This window comes from Pseudomonas koreensis, from assembly GCF_024169245.1.
Classification (GTDB): domain Bacteria; phylum Pseudomonadota; class Gammaproteobacteria; order Pseudomonadales; family Pseudomonadaceae; genus Aquipseudomonas; species Aquipseudomonas koreensis_F.
In genome coordinates, this window is the sequence record NZ_JALJWP010000001.1 from 3,603,479 (window position 1) to 3,628,986 (window position 25,508).

Below are 25,508 nucleotides of genomic sequence, written 5' to 3' on the forward strand. Positions count from 1 at the left end.
GCCAACCCATGCATCCGTTTTCCATTCAGCGCATCGATCACATCGTCCTGCGCGTCGCCGACCTGCAACGCAGCATCGATTTCTACGCCAGGGTATTTGGCGCCGAGGTGGTCAGGCATAACCAGCCGCTGGGGCTGGTGCACTTGCGGGCCGGCACGTCGATGATCGATCTGGTCGACCTGGCGGGCGAACTCGGGCGCAAGGGCGGCGGCGCGGCTGAGGCGCAGAAACGCAATGTTGATCACTTCTGCCTGCGCATCGAGCCGTTCGACGAAGCCGCGCTCATCGCTCACCTGCAGTCGTTCGGGTTGACCGTGGAGCGAGCCGCCAGACGTTTCGGTGCTGAGGGTTACGGCCTGTCGCTGTACTGTTTCGACCCGGACGGCAATCAGGTCGAACTCAAAGGCCCGTCCGAGACCGCTCAGCCAGCCGTTTCCTGAAGCAACAGTTCGGTCACTTGCGCCAGGGCCGAGCGGCCGTTTTGCGGCTGTTCAGACGCCAGGTTGAACAGCGCCAGTTGCCGATCGGCGCTGTTGCCGCTGTCAATGATCGCCCGCGCACGTTCGAACAATTGCGCCGCGCCCAATGCCTGCGCGGTCTCGGCAAAACGCTGCTCGGCCAGTTCCAGCCACTGCGCGGTCGAACAGTCACCGTCGATGCCTTCGACCAGAAAGCGCGCATGAATGCCCAAGCGTTTGGCCCGCCAGCGGTTCTCTTCCAGCATCGAACGCGCGGTCTGGTCGTACAGCAGACCGGGGCGCCGCTGTGCACTGGCATGAGCCACCACTACGCGAAAAAACGCCGCGAGCGTCAGCGCGACATCGACCCGCGGGCAAGCGTCGGTCATGCGCAGTTCGAGAGTCGGAAAGCGCGCGGCCGGACGAACACCCCACCAACACTCGCTCGGCTGAGTGATCGCGCCGATGCGCGTGAGAAACGCCAGGTGCTCGTCGTAATGGCGCTGATCGGCAAACAGCGGCGGGATGCCCATGCGGGGCCATTCGTCGCAGGCCGTCTGCCGGTAGCTCATGAAACCGCTGGCGGCGCCATCCCAGATTGGTGACGAACAGCTCAGCGCCAACAGGAGCGGCGTCCACGGCAGTACTTCGTTCATCACCGCAATGCGATCCAGCGGCTCGACCACCTCGACGTGCACATGCAGTCCCGACAACACGCTGCGCCGGGCAACATGGCCGTAGCGCTCGAACAGATATTGGAAATGTTCCTCGTCGGTCGGCACCTGCTCGCGCCAATCGGCCAGCGGATGACTGCCGGCGCTGAGCACGCCCAGGCCAAACGGTTCGAGGACTGCTCCCAAGGCCTGACGGCTGCCACGGAGAAAGTCGCCGGCATGCAGAAAGTCGCTGAACACCGGCGAGGCCACCTCGATCTGCCCCTGAAACATCTCCGTGGCAAACCACACACCCAGCGCCCCCCGGCAAGCCTCGATCGCCTGTGGTGGCGGGCTGCCGACCATGCGCAGGGTCTGCAGATCAGTGAGGAAATACTCTTCCTCGATACCGAATCGCGGATGGCTCATGGCGGTGCTCGAGTGAGTGTTTCTGTTGAGAACAGTCCGCAGTAGTGGTGGTTCAAGCCAGGCGACCAGTGCCGCGAATGCACCGTTGGTCTTGTACATTGCACTTGAGCGGCCAGGGCGTTTCCAAAAAGTCCGATCAACGTTTTCTGGAGGCATATATGAACCACCCATCCAGCAACGACAAAACCCTCGATGACACCGGCAATCCCAACGACGACGGCTTTGCCATCGGTACGGCCGGGCGTGATGAAGATCCCAACGCCACCACCGACTGGGACGTCAGCCGGGACAGCGAAGATGTCATGACACCGGACGATACTCGCGGTTTGCCCGGTTACCCTGGCGCCGAGCACAGTAACCCGTCAAAACGCAATCCCGACACCAGCGTGCCAGCCAACGGTGATCCAGCCGTGCAGAACGACAGCGCCGCTGACTGAGGCGGTGGAGGGTGGCAGGATAATGGCGTCGGTCGAACTTTTTCGATCCGGCGCCACTCTCAACCTGTCATAGGGGCGCGGCTCGACAGAAAAAACGCTTCTGCAGGCTGAAAAAGCCTCGTAGCGTGATAAATTCCCACCCCACGTCGTGCCCACCCAGAATGGCCCCTGCCGGGTCCCACCAAGAGCGATCTACATGCAAGCAAAGGCCCGTGAGGTTTATGTGCCACCGGTGCTGCAGGATCTGCGGGCCGGCACAGCCGAACTGCACATCGCACTGGAAAAACGCCTTCCTTTTTTCTCCGACACCCTCGATACCCCCGCTTTCGAACGCTTGATGGCGGCCTATTACGGTTTCTATCAGCCGCTGGAACGGGCGTTGCTGGCCAGCGGGGCGGTGCCGGACGATTTCAACCTGACGCCTCGTCTGAAGGCCGAAACCTTGCACGCCGACCTGCGCGCGCTGGGCGCGACGGCCAATGACTTGCCGCTGTGCGAAGACTTGCCGGTGATCGACTCCAGCGCCGCCAGCCTTGGGGTTTTGTACGTGCTCGAAGGCGCCACTCTCGGCGGGCAGATCCTGCGTCGGGAAATCGCTGCTCGACTGAACCTGGATGCCGACAATGGCGCCGCGTTTCTGGATGTCTACGGAGCGGCCACCGGGCGGCGCTGGCGCGAGTTCATCGAATACCTGAGCAACCGGCCCATGGATGCCAGCGAACGCGCGGCCGTGGTCAGCGCAGCACAAACCACATTCAGCTGTTTCGAGCAGTGGCTCGAGCGCCAGGAGGTACTGGCATGAACCTGCAAGACCAACAAGCCTTTGAAGAACTGCTGGCCAACTGTGCCGACGAGCCGATCCGCTTTCCCGGCGCGATTCAGCCCCATGGTTTGCTGCTGACCCTGAGCGAGCCTGCGCTGCAGATCATTCAGGTCAGCGCCAACGTCGAAACGCTGCTGGCCCGCGCGCCGGAATCGTTGATCGGCCAGCCGCTGTACAGCCTGATCGGCGCCGAGCACACCGGGCAAGTGCTTGAAGCCTTGCAAACAGCGTTTTCCGAAGCGGCGCCGCTGCGCCTGGAGCTTAACGGCACCGCGTTCGAAGGTTTGCTGCATCGGCACCAGGGCGTACTGATTCTCGAGCTCGAGATCCACGTAAAGAATTTCCAGGCGCGTAACGTCGCCGGGGTCAACACCCATCTGGGGCGGATGCTCCAGCGTCTGCAAGCGGCGACCACGCTGCAGGCCTTGTACGACATCAGCGTCAAGGAAATCCAGGCAATGACCGGCTACGACCGGGTGCTGATCTATCGCTTCGAGGAAGAGGGCCACGGTCAGGTCATCGCCGAAGCGTCCGATCCGTCGATGGAAGTCTTCAACGGTCTGTTCTTCCCGGCCTCGGACATCCCCGAGCAGGCACGCGAGCTGTATCGCACCAACTGGCTGCGGATCATCCCCAATGCCGATTATCAGCCGGTGCCGCTGGTGCCGAAGTTGCGTCCCGATACCCATACACCGCTGGACCTGAGTTTCGCCACGTTGCGCAGCGTCTCGCCGATTCACTGCCAATACATGAAGAACATGGGCGTGTTGTCGTCGATGAGCATTTCCCTGCTCAAGGGCGACAAGCTCTGGGGCCTGATCAGCTGCGGCAACCGCCAGCCGCTGCACGTGCCGCATGAGTTGCGCATGGCCTGCCAGACCATCGGCCAGGTTCTGTCGTTGCAGATCAGTGCCATGGAAACCCTGGAGCTGACTCGCCAGCGCGAAGAAAAGGTCGAAGCGCTGGCGCGGCTCAATCAAGCGATGATCGATTCGCCGCAGAACGTGTTCGACGGCCTCGCTCAGCAGCCGGCGACGCTGATGGCGCTGGCCAACGCCGGTGGCATCGCGATCATCGAAGACAAACAATTGCACCGTTACGGCAACTGCCCGGCGCCGGAAGAGATTCGTACGTTGCACAGGTGGTTGCAGGAGCGCGGCGAGCCGGTGTTTGCCAGTCATCATCTGTCCAGCGTTTACCCGCCAGCGGCGCAGTATCAGTCAGTGGCCAGCGGCGTACTTGCCATGAGCCTGCCCAAACCCGTGGACAACGGGGTGCTGTGGTTCCGTCCGGAAGTGAAGGAAAACATCAACTGGAGCGGCGACCCGCGCAAACCGCTGGACCTGGAAAACTCCGACGCCGGTCTGCGCCTGCGTCCGCGTACCTCGTTCGAGATCTGGAAAGTCGAGATGGCCGGGATCTCCACCAAGTGGAGCCACGGTGATCGGTTCGCCGCCAACGATCTGCGCCGCTCGGCGCTGGAAAACGATCTGGCCCGCCAGGTGCGGCGCGAGCAGGAGGCCGTGCAGGCGCGCGATGATCTGGTGGCGGTGGTTTCCCATGACCTGCGCAACCCGATGACGGTGATTTCCATGCTCTGCGGCATGATGCAAAAAGCCTTCAGCTCGGAAGGCGCGCACACTTCGCGGCGCATCTCCACGGCCATCGACACCATGCAACAGGCCACGGCGCGGATGAACACGCTGCTGGAAGACCTTCTCGATACCTCGAAAATCGACGCCGGGCGCTACTCCATCACCCCGCAGCCGCTGGACGTCGGGCATATTTTCGAAGAGGCGCAGGCCTTGCTTTTGCCGCTGGCGCAGGTCAAGGACATCAACATTTCCTTCCAGTCCGATCCCGATCTGCGCATCCATGCCGATCCTGAGCGGCTGTTTCAGGTGTTGTCGAATCTGGTCGGCAACGCGATCAAATTCACCCCGCGCATGGGTACGGTGGGTGTGCATGCCAGATCGGTCGGCGATGAGATCGTCTTCACTGTGCGTGACAGCGGCGAGGGCATTCCCAAAGAGCACTTGCCGCATGTATTTGATCGCTACTGGACGGTGAAAGAAGGCAACCCGACCGGTACCGGCCTTGGTTTGTATATCACCCAGGGCATCGTTGAAGCTCACGGCGGGCAGATCGTCGCCGAGAGTGAGCCGGGGCAGGGCAGCGAGTTCCGTTTCACCGTGCCGCGTCTGGCCTGAGCGCCCTGTAGGAGTGAGCCTGCTCGCGATGGCGTCCGTCCCGTCAGAGCTGTTCTGACTGATCCACCGTTATCGCGAGCAGGCTCACTCCTACAGGTCTTGTGGGGTGTGCGAGATTTGAGCCTCACACAAAACCCTGTGGGAGCGAGCCTGCTCGCGAAGACGTCAGCCCAGTCAACACTGGGCTGACTGACCCACCGCTTTCGCGAGCAAGCTCGCTCCCACAGGTGACTCGCATCCTCAGGGGCATTTTCTTCAATACCGCCACTCCCGCGCTGGCTACCCTTGCCATCTCGTTCCTCGTTTGAAGCAGGTGTGCAATGAGTCTGATTCTTTCCATGGCGGCATTTGCCCTGGCCGCTTCCATCACGCCCGGGCCGGTCAATATCGTTGCGCTGAGCTCAGGGGCACAATACGGTTTTCGTGCCAGTCAGCGCCATGTGGCGGGGGCGACGCTGGGTTTTGTGCTGTTGCTGGTGCTGATGGGCCTGGGCCTGCATGAAGTGCTGCAGTTGTGGCCGTTCATGACCCGCGTGGTGCAATGGGCCGGGGTGGCGTTTCTGCTGTTCATGGCCTGGAAACTCGCCAGCGACGACGGCCGGTTGAATGCCAGCGATTCTGGCCGCGCGCCTTCGATGCTCTATGGCGCAGTCATGCAATGGCTCAACCCCAAGGCCTGGCTGGCCTGCGTGGCCGGCATGGGCGCGTTTGTCGCCGACGGCGAGGCGCGACTGGTCTGGCAGTTCGCGGCGGTGTATCTGGTGATTTGCTATCTGTCGGTGGGCTGCTGGGTGTATGCCGGGACGTTCCTGCGCGGCTATCTGAGCAATGCGGCGGGGATGCGCTGGTTCAATCGGTTGATGGCGGTGTTGTTGGTGGCGAGCGCTATTTATCTGCTGTTCACTTGATTTCCTGACCGCATTCCCTCTGTAGGAGCTGACGAGTGCAACGAGGCTGCGATCTTTTGATTTTGCTTTTAACGATCAAAAGATCGCAGCCTCGTTGCACTCGTCAGCTCCTACAGGGGATTGGTGTGTGCTCGGAGATAGGGTTCAGCCGCGATACTGCCCCGGCGTCGCCGCGAGATGTTGTTTGAACGCTCGCTGAAAATGCGCCTGATCGGCAAATCCGGCCTCAAGCGCCACGTCAGCAATCAATTGCCCGCTGCGTAAGCGCTCGCGGGCGAACTGGATGCGCTGGTTGACCACGAAGGCATGCGGCGTCATCCCGTAACGCTGCTTGAATGCGCGAATCAGGTACGACGGCGACAGCTGCGCCGCCGCGCAAATCGCGTCAAGGCTCAACACCTCAGTGCAATGTTCGCGGATGAACCCGGCGGCGCGTTCAAGTTTGAAATTCGGCTCACGTACTGACTGATCAGCCGGGTTCAGGCGCAGCTGCAAATCACTGAAAAACTCCACTGCCGCGCTCTGCTTCGCCAGCGCTTCCAATTGATCGTCAACCAAAACCTCATACAACGCCATCAACTTGCCGAACAGTTCGGCATCGCTCAGGTGCGTGTCTGAAAAACGGCGAAATTCCAGCTCCGCCGCAAACCCCAACTGATGCTGCAAATCCGTCAGCCACGGCGTCTCGACATACAACATCACGTACGACCACGGCTGATCTTCGATCGGGTTGCAGGCGTGGACATCGCCGGGATTCATCAGCACTACGGTGCCCGCCGCAACCTCGTACTGTGCTTGCTCATGCACATAGGTACTGCGCCCGGCGGTGATCGCGCCGATGGAAAAGTGCCCGTGGGAATGCCGCGCGTAGCACACCTCACGGCCATCGGCGATGGCGCGCGCCTCGATGAAGGGCAGGGCGTCGTCGCGCCAGAAAAGCGGGGCTTTCTCGGGGTTTTTCGCAGCGGCGTGTTTCATCGTGGTCTTCCCGGCAAGTCTGCGCCCGAGTGTATTAGCTCTGGCCGTCGAATGCCCGTTGCAGTGCGGCAACATCGAGCTTTTTCATCTGGAACATCGCCTGCATCGCCCGCTGTGACTTGCGCGTGTCCGGGTCTTGCAGCATCTGCAGAAACCCCACGTGGACGATCTGCCACGACACGCCGAACTTGTCCTTGAGCCAGCCGCATTGCTGCGCTTCCACCGGCCCGCCAGCGGACAGATTGCCCCAGAAATGGTCGATTTCTTCTTGATCCTGGCAGTTGACCTGAAATGAAATCGCCTCATTGAAGGTGAACACCGGCCCGCCGTTGAGCGCGGTAAACGTCTGGCCGTCGAGCTCGAAGCTGACGGTCATCACCGCGCCCTCCGGCTGCCCGTGAAATTCCTGGCCGACTTTGCTGTAGTGGGTCAGCGCGGTGATTTTCGAATGATCGAAGATCGAACAATAAAACGCCGCAGCGGCCTCGGCCTGATCATCGAACCACAAGCACGGCGTGAGTTTCTGAACGCGTTGCATGGCAGTCACCCTTGGCTGATTACAGGCTGGACTATCAGCGTAGTCAGTTCTTCGGCAGATTGCGGTGCCGTAGATCGGCGCGTGCCGGGCGCATAGGCACCGACTGTTATAGGCTGGGTGGAGTTTCGCCGCAGGTCTTTTGAACGGCACCTGGCGATTGTGTTTATCAAGGGCGCAATGGAGATGAACCATGAATACATTTACCGGCGGATGCCTGTGCGGCGACGTGCGTTTTCAAGCCACTGGCGAGCCTTACCGGGTCGGGCTGTGCCATTGCCTCGACTGTCGCAAAGTCCACGGCGCGCTGTTTCATGCCTCGGCGATTTTTCCTGAGGACGCTGTGACCGTCAGCGGTGAAACCCATGATTACCAAGGGCGGCATTTTTGTCCGCGCTGTGGTTCGTCGGTGTTCAATCGCAGTGGTGATGAGGTCGAGGTCAATCTAGGCGCGCTGGATGCGTCGGATCAGTTGAAGCCGACCTATGAGAGCTGGATTGTGCGACGTGAATCGTGGCTGCCGGATTTTCCGCTTGCCGAGCATTACCGCGGTGATCGGGAAGGCACGGGGCGCGGAGAGGGGTAGAGGATTTATCGCAATCTCGCGCACACACCGACGATCCACTGTGGGAGCGAGCCTGCTCGCGAAGGCTTTTTTTGGGGCGGTGGGGTATTTTTTGAGTGAGTACATATCCGTTGCTGCGGTAACGGCTGCTTAGGGTTCCGCCCTTACGGCGGGTCACCTTTTTCAAACGCCAAAAAGGTAACCCAAAAGGCTTGCTCCTACGTTCGGCCCTCGCAGGCTCGGGTTCCTTCGCTGCGGGATCGATCCGGGCGCAGCGTCTCCGGTTTGCTTCGCTGCACCTCCTCTCGCTGTGTACGACTGCGTCGTACGGTCGCTGCGCTCCCACGCCCGGATCAATCCCTCCGCTCAGCCTTCCGACGTCGCCGGTGGATCAAGATCAAAAGCAGGCGAGCTGACACTCGGCCTAGAGGTGGACGCGGAGACTGTAGGAGCTGCCGAAGGCTGCGATCTTTTGCTCTTGCTCTTGCTCTTGCTCTTGCTCTTGTAGGAGTGAGTCTGCTCGCGATAGCTATATCAAAGATACGAATGAATAGCGGATCTACCCTGATCCCTCTGGGAGCTGGCTTGCCAGCGATGGCGGCCTGATAGCCGACCAGTCTCTGGCGCATATATACCCGGTCCCGACTGTGAGCGAGCCTGCTGGCGAAGGCTTTTTTTGGGGCGGTGGGGTATTTTTTGAGTGAGTACATATCCGTTGCTGCGGTAACGGCTGCTTAGGGTTCCGCCCTTACGGCGGGTCACCTTTTCCAAACGCCGAAAAGGTAACCCAAAAGGCTTGCTCCTACGTTCGGCCCTCGCAGGCTCGGGTTCCTTCGCTGCGGGATCGATCCGGGCGCAGCGCCTCCGGTTTGCTTCGCTGCACCTCCTTCCGCTGTGTCTGGCTGCGCCAGACGGTCGCTGCGCTCCCACGCCCGGATCAATCCCTCCGCTCAGCCTTCCGACGTCGCCGGTGGATCAAGATCAAAAGCCGCAGGCGAGCTGACACTCGGCCTAGAGGTGGACGCGGAGACTGTAGGAGCTGCCGAAGGCTGCGATCTTTTGATCATGCTTTTGCTTTTGCTCTTGCTCTTGTAGGAGTGAGCCTGCTCGCGATAGCTATATCAAAGATACGAATGAACAGCGGACCTGCCCTGATCCCTGTGGGAACCGGCTTGCCAGCGATGGCGGCCTGATAGCCGACCAGTCTCTGGCGGATATATACCCGGTCCCGACTGTGAACGAGCCTGCTGGCGAAGGCTTTTTTTGGGGCGGTGGGGTATTTTTTGAGTGAGTACATATCCATTGCTGCGGTAACGGCTGCTTAGGGTTCCGCCCTTACGGCGGGTCACCTTTTCCAAACGCCGAAAAGGTAACCGAAAAGGCTTGCTCCGACGTTCGGCCCCTCGCGGGCTCGGGGTTCCTTCGCTGCGGGATCGATCCGGGCGCAGCGGCTCCGGTTTGCTTCGCTGCACCTCCTTCCGCTGTGTCTGGCTGCGCCAGACGGTCGCTGCGCTCCCACGCCCGGATCAATCCCTTCAGTCAGCCTTCCGACGTCGCTGGTGGATCAAGATCAAAAGCAGGCGAGCTGACACTCGGCCTAGAGGTGGACGCGGAAACTGCAGGAGCTGCCGAAGGCTGCGATCTTTTGCTCTTGCTCTTGCTCTTGCTCTTGCTCTTGTAGGAGTGAGCCTGCTCGCGATAGCTATCTCAAGGATACGAATGAATGGCGGATCTACCCTGATTCCTCTGGGAACCGGCTTGCCAGCGATGGCGGCCTGATAGCCGACCAGTCTCTGGCGGATATATACCCAATGCCAACTGTGGGAGCGAGCCTGCTCGCGATAGCGGTGGGTCGGTCACTATTGAATTGACTGACCCACCGCTATCGCGAGCAGGCTCATTCCTACAGGGGATCGCGTAGGTCCGTGATGTCACCCGCGAATAAACGCCAACAAATCCGCATTGATCGTCTCCGCCTGCGTCGTCGGCATGCCATGCGGAAACCCCGGATACGATTTCAGCGTGCCATTGGGCAACAGTTTCGCCGACAACGGTCCGGAGTTGGCGTACGGCACAATCTGGTCGTCCTCGCCATGCATCACCAGCACCGGCACGCTGACTTTTTTCAGATCTTCGGTGAAGTCAGTCTGCGAAAACGCGACGATGCCGTCGTAGTGCGCCTTGGCGCCGCCGATCATGCCTTGCCGCCACCAGTTGGCGATGATCCCTTCCGACGCCTCGGCGCCAGGACGGTTGTAGCCGTAGAAAGGTCCGCTCGGCACATCGCGATAAAACTGCGCCCGGTTCGCTGCCAATTGCGCCTGAAAGCCATCGAACACCGATTTCGGCAAACCGCCCCGGGTTGCTTTCGGTCTGCACCATCAACGGTGGCACCGCACTGATCAAGACCGCTTTGCTGACCTTGTCCTGACCATGCCGGGCAATGTAATGGATGACCTCGCCGCCGCCGGTGGAATGGCCGACGTGGACAACGTTGCTCGTACCCAGATGATTGACCACGGCCAGCACATCGTCGGCGTAGTGGTCCATGTCGTGGCCGTCCCAGACCTGGCTTGAGCGCCCGTGCCCGCGCCGATCATGGGCAATCACCCGAAAGCCCTGCGCGAGAAAAAACAGCATCTGCGCGTCCCAGTCATCCGAACTGAGCGGCCAGCCGTGGTGGAAATGGATCACCGGAGCGTCGCGCGGGCCCCAGTCCTTGTAGAAGATGTCGACGCCGTCTCGAGTGGTGACAAAACCCATATTCGTTACTCCTGACCTGTGATGGACAACCGCGAGTTTCGCGGACCGGTTGCGCAGAGATACGACGACTCAGTGCGAGCCGTTATCAACTGTAGGATCAATGTCGGCCTCTGCATGACCGCTGGTCACAACGTCTGGCTTGGTGCGCAAATTAGGCTTTGCTGAAAGGGATAAGCGCGGGCGTCCGTAGGTTTTGCAGCCACAGCGACGCCCCTTCGCAACCCCGTGAGTCTGAGGAAACCCGCCGATGCTGACTCTGAATATCAATGGCAAGGATCAGGAACTCGATGTCCCCGCCGACATGCCGTTGCTCTGGGTTCTGCGTGATGTCGCGCACCTGACCGGCACCAAGTTCGGCTGTGGCATGGCCCAGTGCGGCGCGTGCACCGTGCACGTCGACGGTGCGCCATTACGCTCCTGCATTACCCCGGCTACTGCCGTCGCCCACGGGCAGAAAATCCTCACCATCGAAGGCCTGTCCACCGATGGTGCGCACCCGGTGCAGCAGGCGTGGGCGGAACTCGACGTGGTCCAGTGCGGTTACTGCCAGTCCGGGCAGATCATGTCCGCCGCCGCGTTGCTGGCGAAAATTCCCAACCCCACCGACAGCGATATCGATCAGGCGCTCTCCGGCAATATCTGCCGCTGCGGCACCTATCCGCGCATTCGCGCAGCGGTCAAACGCGCCGCCGAAATCGGCTGATTCATTCTGTGGGAGATAGACGATGAACAGTCCGGTATCGCGTCGAGGTTTTCTCAAGGGCAGTGCCGTGTTGGGTGGCGGTCTGATGGTGGCGTTTGTGGTGCCCGGGGCCAATCGCTTTGCCCGCGCGGCAGAGGATCAGAACAAGACGTTCGCGCCGAATGCGTTCCTGCGTATCGCGGCGGACAACAGCGTTACCGTGCTGCTCGGCCATTCGGAAATGGGCCAGGGCATCTGGACCGGCCTGACCATGCTGATTGCCGAAGAGCTCGACGCCGACTGGTCGAAAATCAGCGTCCAACACTCGCCAGCCTCGGCGGCGGATTACGGTTTGCCAGCGTTCGGCGGCATGCAGATCACCGGAGGCTCGACTTCGACCTGGATGGAATTTGACCGCTATCGCCTGGCCGGGGCGACGGCGCGGCAGATGCTGGTGGAAGCGGCGGCGAAACGCTTCGACGTTGCGCCTTCGACGATTCGCACTGAGTCCGGCGTGGTGATCGCCGGGGACAAACGCACGACCTACGGCGAACTGGCCGATGCCGCCGGGCAACTGCCGGTGCCGGACCCGAAAACCATCACGTTCAAGGAAGCCAAGGACTGGAAAGTCATCGGCAAACCGACCAAACGTCTGGACACCCCGGAAAAGATCACCGGCCGCGCCATATTCGGCATAGACGTGCAGTTCGAGGGCCTGATGACCGCCATGGTCGCTCGCGCGCCGGTGTTCGGCGCCACGGTCAAATCTTTCGAAGGCGCCGCAGCGCTGGCGATTCCCGGCGTGCACAAAGTGCTGCAGGTGCCCAGCGGAGTAGCGGTGGTGGCCGAGCATTTCTGGGCGGCAAAACTGGGCCGCGATGCCCTGACGGTCGATTGGGATCTCGGGCCGCTGGCCGACATGAGCAGCGAAAAGCTGCTGGACAGTTTCCGCAAACTCGCGGCGACGCCGGGTACGTCCGCCACTCAGGCCGGGGACGCCAAGGCCCATTTCGACAAGGCTGCGAAGAAAATCGATGTCGAATACAGCGTGCCGTATCTGGCCCATGCGCCGATGGAGCCGCTCAATTGCACGGTAAAGATCAGCACCGGCAAATGCGAAATCTGGACCGGCACGCAATTTCAGACCCTCGACCAGATGGTCGCCAGCAAGATCACCGGGCTCAAGCCTGAGCAGGTCGAGATTCACACCGAATTTCTCGGCGGTGGTTTCGGTCGCCGTGCCAACCCGACCTCGGATTTTGTCGCCGAAGCCGTGCAAGTCGCGAAAGCGGCAGGCCTGCCGGTGAAAACCGTGTGGGCGCGCGAAGATGACATTCGCGGCGGCTATTACCGCTCGATGTACTTGCATCAGGCCCGTGTCGGGCTGGGCGGCGATGGCCTGCCGATAAGTTGGCAGCATGTGCTGGTCGGACAATCGATCATGACCGGAACGATGCTTGAGGCGGCAATGGTCAAGAATGGCATCGATGCGACCTCGGTCGAGGGTGTGGCTGACAGTCCGTACATCAAGGACCTGCCTGATCATCAGGTCGATCTGCATTCGCCGCAGACCGGCATCAACGTGCTGTGGCTGCGTTCGGTGGGCCACACCCACACCGGGTTCGTCATGGAGTCGCTGATCGATGAACTGGCGACGGCGGCAGGCAAGGATCCGGTCGAGTACCGACGAACGCTGCTCAAGGCGCATCCGCGGCATCTTGGCGTACTCAATCTGGCGGTGGAGAAGGCCAACTGGGGCGCGCCGCTACCCGACGGCCATGCTCTCGGCGTAGCGGTGCACGAGTCGTTCGGCAGCTACGTGGCGCAAGTGGCGCAGGTGTCGCAGGACAATCTGGCGATTCGCGTGCATCGGGTGGTCTGCGCGGTGGACTGCGGCATTGCGGTGAACCCGCAGAGCATCACCGCGCAGATGGAATCGTGCATCACCTTCGGTCTCGGCATGGCGCTGCATAGCAAACTCACCGTCAAGGACGGCGGCGTCGTGCAATCCAACTATCACGATTACCAGGTGCTGCGGCTCAACGAAATGCCGGTGGTCGAAGTGCACATTGTCCCCAGCAGTGAGAAACCCGGCGGCATCGGCGAACCCGGCGTGCCACCGACCGCGCCGGCCGTGGCCAACGCGGTGTTCGCCCTGACCGGGCAACGCCTGCGCGAACTGCCACTGCAATTGTCGGGGGTGTGAGATGAAACGACATCTGGTGCTGGGCACCGTCGTGTTGCTGGGCCTAGGTGGCTACGCCTCGGACCTGTTTGCCGAGGATCAGCAGGCGTTGCAAGCCTTCGGCACGGTGCAGAAAGTTTTCCAGAGCCCGCGCTGCCAGAACTGTCACATTCCCGGCGATTCGCCGTTGCAGTTCGATGCCGGCATTCCCCATGCGATGAACGTGGTGCGCGGCCTGGACGGCAAGGGCGCCGCCGGTTTGCCTTGCGCCACCTGCCACGCTGAAAGCAATCCACCGGCCAGTTACGGCCCCCATGCACCTCCGGGCGCGCCGCACTGGAGCCTGCCACCAGCGGCGCACAAAATGGCCTGGATCGGCCTGCCTTCGGACAAGCTCTGCGCGATGATCAAGGACCGCGCGAGCAACGGCGATCGCGATTTCGCCGCGCTGTTAAAACACGTCAGCGAAGACAAACTGGTGCTCTGGGGCTGGAATCCCGGGGCAGGGCGCGCGCCGGTGCCGGTACCGCACGATATTTTCGTCGCGCAATTCAAACTCTGGGCCGATGCCGGCGGGCCGTGTCCGGTGGCGGGCGGCTGATGCGGAGCCCTTTCGTCCGGCGCTGAGTTATGCAACCTGCGAGCTTAGCCCCGCAACCATTCGTCCGCACCTGTCAGATCTGACAGGTGGCAACGCGCAATTTTTCCTGTTTCATGGCTTCTCCGTCCCCTCAGACCCGGAGCCTGCCCATGAACACCCCCGTGACAACAGACGAAACGCAATCGCAACCCGTCGAACCGCTGGTGCTGCGGCCACCGATTTTTTCCAGCATCAGGACGCCCGTCGAGGGCTACGACGGCGGCTTCGGTGTAGGAGCGGTCGAAGGTGGCCTGCGTTTTGTGATCAATCCCTGGGGCATCATGACGGCGGGGGACGAAGTCAGGGTTTACTGGGGCAATATCATTGACGATGTGTGGAGCCACACGCTGTTGGCCGGCGAGGAAAACAAGCCGCTGCACGGCCGCATTCCCTCCGGGCATGTGGTGCGGGGTGACGTTCATCCGTTGTTCTATTCGGTCAAGCGCTTGAATCAGGCGTGGGAAAATTCCACCCCGGAACTCAAGGTGCTGGTCAAGCTCGACCGCCCCGGCGGGTTTGATGATGATTACAACCAGGACGGTCATTCACACCTGCTGTACTCGATTCCGCAAGCCATCATCGACCATGGTATCGGTCCGGTCGAAGCGGAGGCGGGGGTGAAAGTCACCATCCTGCCGTATCCGTTCATGCGGGAGAACGACGTCATCCACCTTATCTTTGGCTCCAAGCGCCTTACCGAGCGCGTTACGCGCGAGCACGTTGAGGATCCGGTCAAACATCCACTGATCGTAAACATTGACGAGGCCAGCATTGTCGAGGTCGGCGATGGCACGCGGATCAGCGTGCACTATCAGGTGATCGACGAGGTCGGCAATTACCCGGACGAGCGCTCGCCCTGGTCGGCGCCCACCTATTTGCTGGTTGATCTCAAACAGAACCGGCTAAGCGCGCCCATCGTGCTGGAAGCTGACCCGGTGACGGGTGAAATCAAACTGGAAACACTGGGAGAAAAGGACGTCACCGTGCTGGTCAACACGTCGGAAGACCATTTCAGGGCCGGTGATATCGTCGTGATGACCTGGACGGGGACCCCGTCCGAAGGATCGCAAGTGGTCCACGGGCCGATCGAATTGCCCGTCGTTCGTGTCGGCCTGCAAGTTGTCTTCCCGATTCCCAACGCCAAGGTCAAGGCCATTGCCATGGGTTCGGCACTGGTGGCGTATACCTTGAAACGTGAGGGCGTCCCTGACCGTCCCTCGAAAAACGCCAGTGCCAGCGTCAAGGGCGAGATCAGCAATTTGCAGGCGCCGCAGGTGCTCGAAGCGTCCGGCGGCCACCTGCCGGCAGACGCGCCGCGCGCCACGGTGGCGGTGCTGTATTACCAAGGGCGCCGCAAGGGCGATCTGATCACGGTGCACTGGGAAGGTAAGCGTCCCGGCGGCGGCGATACGTATTACCCGATCCGCATCATCGTCGCTGACGAGCCGGAAGGCACGGCCATCGTCCGCGAGGTGCCGGCGAAGGAAATCCTGCTGCTGGACGGTGGTTCGGTGAAAGTCTGGTACTCCGTGGCCAATGACGACGTGATGCTCAACAGCGTGCGCAACTCGCTGCCGCTGAACCTCACTGTTGGCGACGCCCTGCCTGATCTGCAAAAACCGGAGGTGGCTCAGGCGGACGACAACGACGTCCTGCCGCCGGAGAACGCGCCGAATGGCGCTGATGTGACTGCACCGTTTGTCGATACAGTGAAAGACGACATTGTCGGCCTGCGCTGGGTGGGCTCGATCAGCGGCCCGCATCCAAAATATGAAATTCCCCTGAGCACACACACCGCGGGTTACCCCGTGCCGTTTCACGTGCACCTCGCGCACATCGAGGCCAATCGCAATGGCCAGGTGGACGTGAGCTACTACGTCATATTTGCCTCGGGCGAGCCGACACGCTACTCGCAAGTCCGCACCCTGAGCATCGGCGAGCCGCAACCGCAATGGGACGCGCCCAGCGTACTGGAAGCCCCCGGCGGACAGCTCGACCCCAATGTCCATCAGGAAGGGTTCACGGTACGCGTCGACACCACCGCGCTGCAGCAGGACGATGGTATCGATCTGATCATCGAGGGGCGTGCAGGGGAGGGTTCGGCTCGGCCGGAGCGGCGGTATGTCACGGGAACAACGCCTATCGATTTTCCGATTGCGGCCTTGATTACCGCGGCCAATCTCGGGAGAGAAGTGAGTGTGCGTTATGAGGTGATACGCGACAGCGGGCCGACGCCTTCCAAAACCTTGCCGTTACGCATCGGCTTGTTGCAGAACTTGCCGATGCCACAACTGGAAGGAATTGAGGGCGACGCGTTCGATCCTGCATCCATACGCGACACCACCCGGGTGTTGTGCAACCAATGGTCGTTTCAGTTGTATGGCGCGCCTGTGTGGGTGAGTTACATCGAACAGCTGAGCGATGGGACCACACGGCAATCGATACCCCCTGCGGGCATACCGAACAATCAGTCCGATGGACTGGCCATGGCGGCTGAAGTGCAGTGGTTGCGCGAGTGCAAGGAAGGTTCAACCCTGAGAGTCGAGCTGAAAGTTGGATTGTTCAAGGCGGCGACGCTGGCGGATGCGGTGGCTTGTCCGGTGCGGGTATATGCGGTGAAAACTTTGTTTGATGATTTGACGACGTTTACTGGATCGGAACGGAATGGTTGGCGTGACAATTATCCAGAAGAATATCCAAGTAGAATCTTCGAAGAAGGTGGTGAGTACTTTTTGGAATACGGTGGTGTATTTAATACGCTCTATATTACAAAGGGTTTCGTTGGTCTTGCTGTTGGTCAGACTTTTGAAATAAGTTTTGATTATCTTGTAAGTGATTCAGCCATTATAAGAATAGTTAGGCCTGAGTATCCTGTTTACAGTAGGGCGGTTGACCCAACAGGTAGTTGGGCTGGTTTTAAGTTTGAATATGTAAATAATGCGCCCTCCCCAAGTATTACAATAAAGATTGAACAAGGATATCCAAAGCTGGATAATATTCGGATAAGACAAGTTTCATGAAGAAATTCTATGGGTTAGCGCTCGGGTTGATTGCTAAAGTATAGAGCCCAAAAACGCCGTTATCAAAAGTCCAGCTCGATTTAATTCGCGAGGATATATCTAAAAAAGTAAACAAAGGGGCCTTGTGGCCCCTTCGCCAGTTCGCGGCATTACAACATCTGTCACTAAAGGAAAACCCAGGTTTTCCAGCACTGTTTTGATGAAGATTTTGCTATCCACAGCCCCAAAACATCCAATTAACAACTCAACCTATGCCCGCGGTTAGCTGCGAATAGGATGAGCCATCGCACATTTAGCGCTACTCTAAAGTCCATCAACGCTGATGGAGTATGTGATGTTGGCTCCCGGAAAACCTGCCAATGAAGCTGCACGAATTGACGCGCTGCATGGCCTTAACCTCGACTCGGCTCCCGAGGAGCGCTTCGATCGCCTGACGCGCCTGGCCAAGCGCTTGTTCAATGTGCCGATCGCGTTGGTCACGCTCGTGGACAAGGATCGTCAGTGGTTCAAGTCCTGTGTGGGGCTTGATGTCAGCGAGACGTCGCGCGATGTCTCGTTCTGCGGCCATGCGATTTTGCAGGACGAACTGATGCTGGTGCCCGATGCGCTGGAAGATCTGCGTTTTCATGACAATCCGCTGGTCACCGGCGCGCCGAATATTCGCTTTTACGCCGGTTATCCGCTGACCGTGCCCGACGGCAACAAGATGGGCACCTTGTGCCTGATCGATACCAAACCCCGCAACCTTGATGACGAAGAGCGGGCCCTGCTGCGTGACCTTGCGCAGATGGCCGAGCAAGAGCTGACGGCGGTGCAGTTGGCGAGCATGGATGAACTGACGCTGTTGTCCAATCGTCGCGGTTTCAAACAACTGGCCCAGCACGCGCTGGACGCCTGCGCGCGCCTGAACCGACCGGCGACGCTGCTGTTTTTCGATCTCAACGACTTCAAGCAGATCAACGATCTGTACGGCCATGCCGAAGGCGACAGCGCGCTGAAGACCTTCGCCGATGTGTTGCGCATTGCCTTTCGCGAGAGTGATGTGGTCGGGCGCCTGGGTGGCGATGAGTTTGTCGCGTTGCTGACCGGCTCCAGTCACGTCGAAACCACACGGATCATGGCGCGGCTCAAGGAAATCCTCGAAGAGCGCAACGCCACGCTGCACCGGGGTTACGCGATTCGCTTCAGCGTTGGCCAGATCGAATACGATCCCGCGCGCCATGACACCGTGGATCGCCTGCTGGCCGATGCGGATAGCGCAATGTATGCGCACAAACAGACTCTGAAAGGCTGCTAGTTCAGCCGCAAATCAAAGGCAGGAGTGAGCCTGCTCGCGATAGTGGTGTGTCAGGCGGTCCTGAAGTCACAGATAAAATGCTATCGCGAGCAGGCTCACTCCTACAGGTTTGGCGGTGTTGTTGATTTTTTGTTTGGCCGCCTACCCCTGTGGGAGCGAGCCTGCTCGCGAAGGCGTCAGCTCATTCAATGCAATCTCGCCAGGGCTCAGACTTTGGGCGGACTCAGCTTGCGGTAAAACGCCAGCCATTTCTCATGACTGGCAGCAGCATCCTTGAGGTCGGGCACTCGCAGCGCCTCTTGCAAGGCTTGCGCCTCATAGGCGTCGAACAGGTGCCGGACGGCGGTGCTGGCGATGGCGTTGACCTTCCTCGAGGCAAAGGTGTCAGGCACGGCGGGGCGTGCTTGTTGCTCCAGGGGGGCGCCTTCAATGTCGAGTCGGCTGATGAACGCGTTGCAGGTGGCGTTTGAGCGGGGAAGGGTGCCGTGCCGGTAGGCTTCGGCATCCAGGGGCAGCGATTTCGGCGCTTCTTTCGCCACCGATGGCGTGAGCAAGGTGATATCGATATCACGACGCACGACCACTTCATTCCTGCAGGTGAAAATTTCGCACACCCGGGTTGTCTCCCCATGCAGCAGTGCAAGGATGCCGAAGGGCGCTGCGGCGTCGGAAATTGACTTGTTCGCGGTCGTTGATGTGGGCCGCAGGGCCAGCAATTCCAGCCTGTAGTCTTCGATGTCGAGCCGTTGCGCCAGCGGCAAACTACAAAACGCTTCCTTGAGAAACGCGGTATGCGCGTCCTTCATCTGCTTGAGGCGTGCAGCCAGTGCCGCATGGAAAGAGGTTGCCACGCTTTGCAGTCTGGGCAGCGACGCCTTCATGGATGCCAGTTGCAGCTGTGGATTGCTCGATTGCCAACCCTGCAGGTCGCCTGCCAGCTTGCCGGCCATATGCAGTTCGCCCAGAGAGTAATGCGGCGCATCGGACTCGGCATTCGAGGCTGGGATAAACAGCACCTTCTCCGTCAGGTGTGGGTTATCGGAGAAGACCTGGCGCAGATCCGTCAGGGCAACCGTGGAAGGAGTGGGCGGTGTCGTCAGAAACGCCTGCCGGTCTAAATCGTCCAGCAAACGAGTGTGACCGCGAAAGAGCAGGTCGGCCTGCTTCATCGTCGTGGCGTCATAAATCGTGACCTGAAATTCGGCGTTGCGCTGAATCAACCCTCTGGCAACCGCCCAGTCTACGACAATCGAGGCACAGGCCTCCCCGCGCAGGAATTGGTAGAAGTCCGTCGGAGCCGGGCCTTTGGTCAGTTGGCTCAGTTGTGGGTAGCTCATCAAGCGCGCCACGCCCGGCAGGCGGCTTTCGATATACAGCACGACTTGCTTGAACCACACCCAGTGCAGGCAACTCATGTAGGAGAGTGATGCAGGAATGTCGCGGGTGAGAAACTCCGGCGCTATGCCGGACAACAACAGGTGGGTCGCCAATGTCTTGTTGGTGACCCTCGTGAGCTGCGGCTGCCGGTCGATGAACCGGCGTACCTCATCATAGTTGTCGCCCCAGAAATCGTGGCCCTCCAGACGCTGGTCGACGATTCGGTTCAAATCCTCACCGGCGCTCGGTTCCAGGCTGAGAATCAATGCAGCGAGCAACAGGCGATCGCGATTGGTGGCCAAAAGACGTTTTTTCCCGACCGGCGCCCCCAGGTTCTTCACCAACTGATTGCCCAGCGTCCGGGCGCGTGGCGTGATCAGGATACAGCTGATCAGGTAATCGGCTTTTGCCTTGAGCGTATTGAGCGGCAGGTCGGTATCGACGCCTTCACTGAGGTAGTCGATCAAGGGCGGCGAGTCTTCGGGCAAAAACCTTTGGATGGTGTCGATGATGCTCTGACGTTGTGACGTCGTGAACCCTTCGGTTTGTGTCCAGGGCTGACCTAACAGATACCAGTGGTTCATGTGTCCGGGACGCGTGTTCAGATCGACCCTGTACCATTTCGCCATGGCGAGTGCGTGCTCGACAGTTTTCGGCAAAGGCAGGTTGTAGAAGCGCAACATCTGCCCAAGCGTGACTTTACCGCTCGAACGCAGGGCTCCGCCGGCTTTGCGTGCCTTGGCTGTGAGCCGATCGCGATGAAGTTTCAGATCAGTGTTCTTTTCTACCTGAGTCGTCAAGGTTACCCAGCCTTTGGCACTGGCGGTACCGACATGACCGGTGTCGCTCACCAGCAATTGACTGTCGGCAGGCAACCCGAGCTGCTGCAGAATGGCTTGAAAATCCGCATTGGAGCTGAATATCTGCAATTGACGCTGGCCGAGCGTCATCCACTCCGCCAGCGCGGAATCCGGATGGGGCTCGCTGAATTCCTCGTAATCGATTTTGGCGTCGGGTGCCTTGTTCCAGCTCAGTGCCTCAAGGCGCCGGACAATATGCCGACCGTCTTCGAGGTCGGCGAAGCTTTCGCGATAGCTGCGGATGGGGTCGGCGGTCTGCACGTAGTCACTGACGTAGGGCAGTTCCGGCCAGCGGCGTTGCCGCAGGCGTTGTGCAAGCGCTTCAGCTTGCGCGGCATCTTCCGGCAATCGAAACCCGTAGCGACCCAGAAGCTCGCCCAGTTTGAGGCGCGGCCCTCTGACAGGAGCGGAAACAGAGGCTGAAGTGAGCGTCACCGCAGTGTCGAGAAAGCTGCGCTGCTCGAAGGGATCCCTCGTCAGCAACACTTCATCGATGCGCTCGGCGATAGCCTTGAAATCCTTCAGTTGCTCGATGCGTTCCTTGACTACGGCTGAAGTGGTGTGGCCGTCTTCATCAATGGGGGCAAAGCCAGTGTTTTTCAGTTCGGTCACAATGACCCCGGCCTGCACCGCGTTTTGCGGTTCCGGATAACCGTAGAACGCCAATACCACTTGCCGTGGAAAGCGGTACAGCGGGTTGGCCGACTTGCCGCCGATATAAGGCAAACCCAAGCCGGCAGGATCTATGCGCTGGGAAATCGACAGCAACATGGGCGCCATCTGCCACCAGCCAGAATCATCTTCCAGAGTGAAAGTGCGAACACCGCTTGAGCCATTGGCTGGCGTTTGTGCGTGCAGGGTGTCGCCTTTGATCTGCAGGGTGTCCAGGTCGATATGGAAGCGGCTGGCCCAGTCGAGAAACTCGGGGCGTTCGAGGGCGTTCCAGTAAAGCTCCATCCACTCGCGCAGCAGGCACGGACGGGGCACGTCCAGCGTACGCGCCGGCGTGGCGGCGGTGACCACCGGAACGGCAGTCAATTCCGTGATGAGATTCTGGAGCAGCGTCTGTTCATGTACCGGTGTGTCGTTCATTTGTGCCTCCCTGGCGGCTGACAAGCATTGAGAGCCGAGTATCGAAGGCAGAGCGCGGTGGTTGGCGGTACATATGTAGTGCGGCGACCTTTTCTCCAGGCGTAAAAAAACCCGCCGGATTCGGCGGGTTTTTTATTGGCTAACCGAAGATCACTCTTCGATGTTGCCCATGGCGGTGGTGTTGAAGCCGCCGTCGACGTACATGATTTCACCGCTGATGCCCGACGCCAGGTCGGAGCACAGGAAGGCGCCGGCGTTGCCGACTTCTTCGATGGTGACGTTGCGGCGCAGCGGCGTCTGCGCTTCGTTGGCGGCCAGCATCTTGCGGAAGTTCTTGATGCCGGAAGCGGCCAGGGTGCGGATCGGACCAGCCGACACGCAGTTGACGCGGGTGCCGTCCGGGCCGAGGGAACCGGCCAGGTAACGGACGCCGGCTTCCAGCGAAGCCTTGGCCATGCCCATCACGTTGTAGTTCGGCATGGTGCGCTCGGCGCCCAGGTACGACAGGGTCAGCAGGCTGCCGTTGCGGCCTTTCATCATTTCACGACCGGCCTTGGCCAGGGCCACGAAGCTGTAGGCGCTGATGTCGTGAGCGATGCGGAAACCTTCACGGGTGGTGGCTTCGGTGAAGTCGCCGTCCAGTTGGTCGCCCGGCGCGAACCCTACGGAGTGCACGATGCAGTCCAGGCCGTCCCACTTTTTGCTCAGTTCTTCGAAGACCTTGGCGATTTCTTCATCGCTGGCCACGTCGCACGGGAAGCACAGCTCAGGGCTCGAACCCCAGCCTTGTGCGAACTCTTCGACGCGACCCTTGAGTTTGTCGTTCTGATAAGTGAAGGCAAGCTCAGCGCCCTCGCGATGCATGGCGGCAGCGATGCCGGATGCGATGGACAGCTTGCTGGCGACACCGACGATCAGTACGCGCTTACCGGCGAGAAAACCCATGTGTTGCTCCTCTTTCAGGTTATTGCGCAGTGGCTGGTGCCAGAAAAGCGGCTTCCAGCAACTGCTGTGTATACGGATGTTGGGGGGCGGCAAAGATACTTTGCGCGTCTCCCTGTTCGACCACTTGGCCATGCTTGACCACCATCAGCTGGTGGCTCAGCGCTTTGACGACAGCCAGGTCATGGCTGATGAACAAATACGTCAGGTTGTACTTGGCTTGCAGTGAACGCAACAGCTCCACTACTTGCCGCTGCACCGTCCGGTCGAGCGCCGATGTCGGCTCGTCCAGCAGGATCAGCGCCGGTTTCAGCACCAGGGCCCGGGCAATGGCGATTCGCTGCCGCTGCCCACCGGAAAATTCGTGGGGGTAGCGGTGCCGGGTTTCCGGATCCAGACCTACCTCCTTCAATGCCGCGATGATCGCCGCTTCCTGTTCGGCGGCGGTGCCCATCTTGTGTATCCGCAGGCCTTCGCCAACGATGTCATTGACGCACATGCGTGGGCTCAGGCTGCCAAACGGGTCCTGAAACACCACCTGCATCTCCCGCCGCAGCGGACGAACCTCGCTTTGCGTCAGGCAGTCTAGCTGCTTGCCTTCAAAGCGGATCGCGCCCTGGCTGCCGATCAGGCGCAAAATTGCCAGACCGAGGGTGGATTTGCCGGAACCGCTTTCGCCAACGATCCCCAGGGTCTGGCCCTGAGGCAGGCTGAAATTGATGCCGTCCACTGCCTTGACGTAATCCACCGTGCGCTTGAGCAGGCCTTTTTTGATCGGGAACCAGACTTTCAGGTCCTCGACTTCGAGCAGCGGCGCACCGATTTCATTGCTCGCCGGGCCGCCGCTGGGCTCCGCGCCGAGCAGTTCCCGAGTGTACGGATGCTGCGGCGAACGGAACAGCTCTGCGCACGATGCCTGTTCGACGATGCAACCGCGCTGCATGACACATACGCGATGCGCAATTCTTCGCACCAGGTTCAAATCGTGACTGATCAGTAGCAGCGACATGCCCAATCGAGCCTGAAGCTCCTTGAGCAAATCGAGGATTTTCAGCTGAACGGTCACGTCCAGCGCGGTGGTCGGTTCGTCGGCAATCAGCAATTCCGGCTCATTGGCCAAGGCCATGGCGATCATCACCCGCTGCCGCTGGCCGCCGGACAATTCATGGGGCAGGGCCTTGAGGCGCTTGTGCGGCTCGGGTATGCCGACCATTTCCAGCAGCTCCAAAGTCCGCCTGGTCGCGACTTTGCCGCTCAAGCCCTTGTGGATGCCGAGAATTTCGTTGATCTGCTTCTCGATCGAGTGCAGCGGATTCAGCGAGGTCATCGGTTCCTGAAAAATCATCGCAATGCGGTTGCCACGAATGTGACGAATGGTTTTTTCGCTCAGGCCCAGCAGATTCTGCCCGGCATAATTGATGCTGCCGGCCGGATGCCGCGCCATGGGGTAGGGCAACAGGCGCAGGATCGAATGCGCCGTCACCGATTTGCCCGAGCCCGATTCGCCGACCAGCGCCAGGGTTTCGCCGCGCTTGATGTCGAAGCTCACGCCCTCGACCACACGATGCACCCGCTCGCCGAAACCGAATTCGACGGCGAGGTCGCGCACTTCGATCAGATTGTCCTGATTCATTTCACTTCCTCGGGTCGAAGGCATCGCGAGCGGACTCGCCGATAAACACCAGCAAACTCAACATCAGGGCCAGCACGGCAAACGCGCTCATCCCCAGCCACGGCGCCTGCAGGTTGGATTTGCCCTGGGCGACCAGTTCTCCCAGCGACGGGCTGCCCGCCGGCAAGCCGAAACCGAGGAAGTCCAGCGCGGTGAGGGTGCCGATGGCGCCGGTGAGGATGAACGGCATGAAGGTCATGGTCGAGACCATGGCGTTGGGCAGGATGTGGCGGAACATGATCGCGCCGTTCTGCATGCCCAGCGCCCGCGCGGCGCGTACGTATTCGAGGTTGCGCCCGCGCAGGAACTCGGCGCGCACCACGTCGACCAGACTCATCCACGAGAACAGCAGCATGATCCCCAGCAGCCACCAGAAATTCGGCTGGACGAAACTGGCGAGGATGATCAGCAGGTACAGCACCGGCAGGCCCGACCAGATTTCCAGAAAACGCTGCCCGGCCAGATCGACCCAGCCGCCGTAGAAACCCTGTAGCGCCCCGGCAATCACGCCGATGATCGAACTCAATACGGTCAACGTCAGGGCAAACAGCACGGAAATGCGGAAACCGTAGATCACCCGGGCCAACACGTCGCGGCCCTGATCGTCGGTGCCCAGCAGGTTGTCCGCCGAGGGCGGCGCCGGGGCCGGGACTTTCAGGTCGTAGTTGATGCTCTGGTAGCTGTACGGAATCGGCGCCCACAGAATCCACGCGTCCTTGGCCTTGAGCAGTTCGCGGATGTACGGGCTCTTGTAGTTGGCTTCCAGCGGGAATTCGCCGCCGAAGGCAGTTTCCGGGTAGCGCTTGATCGCCGGGAAATACCAGTTGTCGTCGTAATGCACGACCAGCGGTTTGTCGTTGGCGATCAGCTCGGCACCCAGACTCAGGCCGAACAGGATCAGAAACAGCCACAGCGACCACCAGCCACGCTTGTTGGCCTTGAACAGTTCGAAGCGCCGGCGGTTGAGAGGGGACAGGTTCAT

Annotated in this window: 20 protein-coding genes; 11 read left to right on the forward strand and 9 right to left on the reverse strand. The window is 60.3% G+C overall.

What is annotated here, in order from left to right:
• Window positions 1-8: 8 nt before the first annotated feature.
• On the forward strand, window positions 9-440 hold the full coding sequence (locus J2Y90_RS16150; protein WP_253500817.1) for a VOC family protein: 432 nt from the start codon (window positions 9-11) through the stop codon (window positions 438-440).
• Here J2Y90_RS16150 and J2Y90_RS16155 read toward each other — a convergent pair.
• Window positions 422-1,540 carry a carboxylate-amine ligase gene (locus J2Y90_RS16155; RefSeq protein ID WP_253500818.1) on the reverse strand — a complete coding sequence of 373 codons (1,119 nt, stop codon included), beginning with the start codon at window positions 1,538-1,540 and terminating at the stop codon, window positions 422-424. The genes J2Y90_RS16150 and J2Y90_RS16155 overlap by 19 nt on opposite strands.
• 158 nt (window positions 1,541-1,698) lie before the next feature.
• On the opposite strand from J2Y90_RS16155, the gene J2Y90_RS16160 reads away from it, so the two are divergent.
• The 4 genes from J2Y90_RS16160 (at window position 1,699) to J2Y90_RS16175 (ending at window position 5,918) form a co-directional block, all read left to right on the forward strand.
• Entirely contained in the window at window positions 1,699-1,977 is a 279-nt protein-coding gene (locus J2Y90_RS16160; protein WP_253500819.1) for a hypothetical protein, read from the forward strand.
• Window positions 1,978-2,173: 196 nt separating this feature from the next.
• The gene (locus J2Y90_RS16165; protein ID WP_253500820.1) at window positions 2,174-2,779 is read left to right on the forward strand and encodes a biliverdin-producing heme oxygenase; all 606 of its coding nucleotides are present in this window, start codon (window positions 2,174-2,176) and stop codon (window positions 2,777-2,779) included.
• Window positions 2,776-5,010 carry an ATP-binding protein gene (locus tag J2Y90_RS16170; protein ID WP_253500821.1) on the forward strand — a complete coding sequence of 745 codons (2,235 nt, stop codon included), beginning with the start codon at window positions 2,776-2,778 and terminating at the stop codon, window positions 5,008-5,010. The genes J2Y90_RS16165 and J2Y90_RS16170 overlap by 4 nt, the downstream gene beginning before the upstream one ends.
• Before the next feature lie 320 nt (window positions 5,011-5,330).
• Window positions 5,331-5,918, forward strand: a complete 588-nt coding sequence (locus tag J2Y90_RS16175) for a LysE family translocator (RefSeq protein ID WP_253500822.1) — start codon at window positions 5,331-5,333, stop codon at window positions 5,916-5,918.
• Window positions 5,919-6,062: 144 nt separating this feature from the next.
• On the opposite strand, the gene J2Y90_RS16180 is transcribed toward J2Y90_RS16175, so the two are convergent.
• Both J2Y90_RS16180 and J2Y90_RS16185 read right to left on the reverse strand, forming a co-directional pair.
• Window positions 6,063-6,896: an AraC family transcriptional regulator gene (locus J2Y90_RS16180; protein WP_253500823.1), complete on the reverse strand. Its 834-nt coding sequence runs from the start codon at window positions 6,894-6,896 to the stop codon at window positions 6,063-6,065.
• Between the two features lie 34 nt (window positions 6,897-6,930).
• Window positions 6,931-7,434 carry a VOC family protein gene (locus J2Y90_RS16185; RefSeq protein WP_253500824.1) on the reverse strand — a complete coding sequence of 168 codons (504 nt, stop codon included), beginning with the start codon at window positions 7,432-7,434 and terminating at the stop codon, window positions 6,931-6,933.
• A gap of 190 nt (window positions 7,435-7,624) precedes the next feature.
• Here J2Y90_RS16185 and J2Y90_RS16190 point away from each other — a divergent pair, with 190 nt between their 5' ends.
• Window positions 7,625-8,017: a GFA family protein gene (locus J2Y90_RS16190; protein WP_253500825.1), complete on the forward strand. Its 393-nt coding sequence runs from the start codon at window positions 7,625-7,627 to the stop codon at window positions 8,015-8,017.
• 1,910 nt (window positions 8,018-9,927) lie between these two features.
• Here the strand turns inward: J2Y90_RS16190 and J2Y90_RS16195 are convergent.
• Together J2Y90_RS16195 and J2Y90_RS16200 are read right to left on the reverse strand one after the other, a co-directional pair.
• Window positions 9,928-10,194, reverse strand: a complete 267-nt coding sequence (locus tag J2Y90_RS16195; protein WP_253500826.1) for an alpha/beta fold hydrolase — start codon at window positions 10,192-10,194, stop codon at window positions 9,928-9,930.
• Window positions 10,139-10,759 (reverse strand): alpha/beta fold hydrolase, encoded by a 621-nt coding sequence (locus J2Y90_RS16200; protein WP_253500827.1) that lies wholly within the window; start codon window positions 10,757-10,759, stop codon window positions 10,139-10,141. The genes J2Y90_RS16195 and J2Y90_RS16200 overlap by 56 nt, the downstream gene beginning before the upstream one ends.
• A gap of 247 nt (window positions 10,760-11,006) precedes the next feature.
• On the opposite strand from J2Y90_RS16200, the gene J2Y90_RS16205 reads away from it, so the two are divergent.
• The 5 genes from J2Y90_RS16205 to J2Y90_RS16225 all read left to right on the forward strand — a co-directional run bounded on the left by J2Y90_RS16205 (window position 11,007) and on the right by J2Y90_RS16225 (window position 18,583).
• Window positions 11,007-11,462, forward strand: coding sequence for a (2Fe-2S)-binding protein (locus J2Y90_RS16205; RefSeq protein WP_253500828.1), 456 nt, complete (start codon window positions 11,007-11,009; stop codon window positions 11,460-11,462).
• A 22-nt stretch (window positions 11,463-11,484) separates the two neighbouring features.
• Window positions 11,485-13,647 carry a xanthine dehydrogenase family protein molybdopterin-binding subunit gene (locus J2Y90_RS16210; protein ID WP_253500829.1) on the forward strand — a complete coding sequence of 721 codons (2,163 nt, stop codon included), beginning with the start codon at window positions 11,485-11,487 and terminating at the stop codon, window positions 13,645-13,647.
• A 1-nt stretch (window position 13,648) separates the two neighbouring features.
• Entirely contained in the window at window positions 13,649-14,227 is a 579-nt protein-coding gene (locus tag J2Y90_RS16215) for a hypothetical protein (RefSeq protein ID WP_253500830.1), read from the forward strand.
• Window positions 14,228-14,376: 149 nt separating this feature from the next.
• Window positions 14,377-17,286, forward strand: a complete 2,910-nt coding sequence (locus J2Y90_RS16220) for a hypothetical protein (RefSeq protein ID WP_253500831.1) — start codon at window positions 14,377-14,379, stop codon at window positions 17,284-17,286.
• A 334-nt stretch (window positions 17,287-17,620) separates the two neighbouring features.
• Entirely contained in the window at window positions 17,621-18,583 is a 963-nt protein-coding gene (locus J2Y90_RS16225; RefSeq protein ID WP_253500832.1) for a sensor domain-containing diguanylate cyclase, read from the forward strand.
• A 206-nt stretch (window positions 18,584-18,789) separates the two neighbouring features.
• Here the strand turns inward: J2Y90_RS16225 and J2Y90_RS16230 are convergent, their stop codons facing one another.
• From J2Y90_RS16230 to J2Y90_RS16245, 4 genes are all read right to left on the reverse strand, one after another.
• On the reverse strand, window positions 18,790-21,912 hold the full coding sequence (locus J2Y90_RS16230; protein WP_253500833.1) for a hypothetical protein: 3,123 nt from the start codon (window positions 21,910-21,912) through the stop codon (window positions 18,790-18,792).
• Window positions 21,913-22,062: 150 nt separating this feature from the next.
• Entirely contained in the window at window positions 22,063-22,857 is a 795-nt protein-coding gene (gene fabI / locus J2Y90_RS16235) for an enoyl-ACP reductase FabI (protein ID WP_003202751.1), read from the reverse strand.
• A 19-nt stretch (window positions 22,858-22,876) separates the two neighbouring features.
• The gene (locus J2Y90_RS16240; protein WP_253500834.1) at window positions 22,877-24,487 is read right to left on the reverse strand and encodes an ABC transporter ATP-binding protein; all 1,611 of its coding nucleotides are present in this window, start codon (window positions 24,485-24,487) and stop codon (window positions 22,877-22,879) included.
• Between the two features lies 1 nt (window position 24,488).
• Window positions 24,489-25,508, reverse strand: coding sequence for an ABC transporter permease (locus J2Y90_RS16245; protein WP_122506905.1), 1,020 nt, complete (start codon window positions 25,506-25,508; stop codon window positions 24,489-24,491).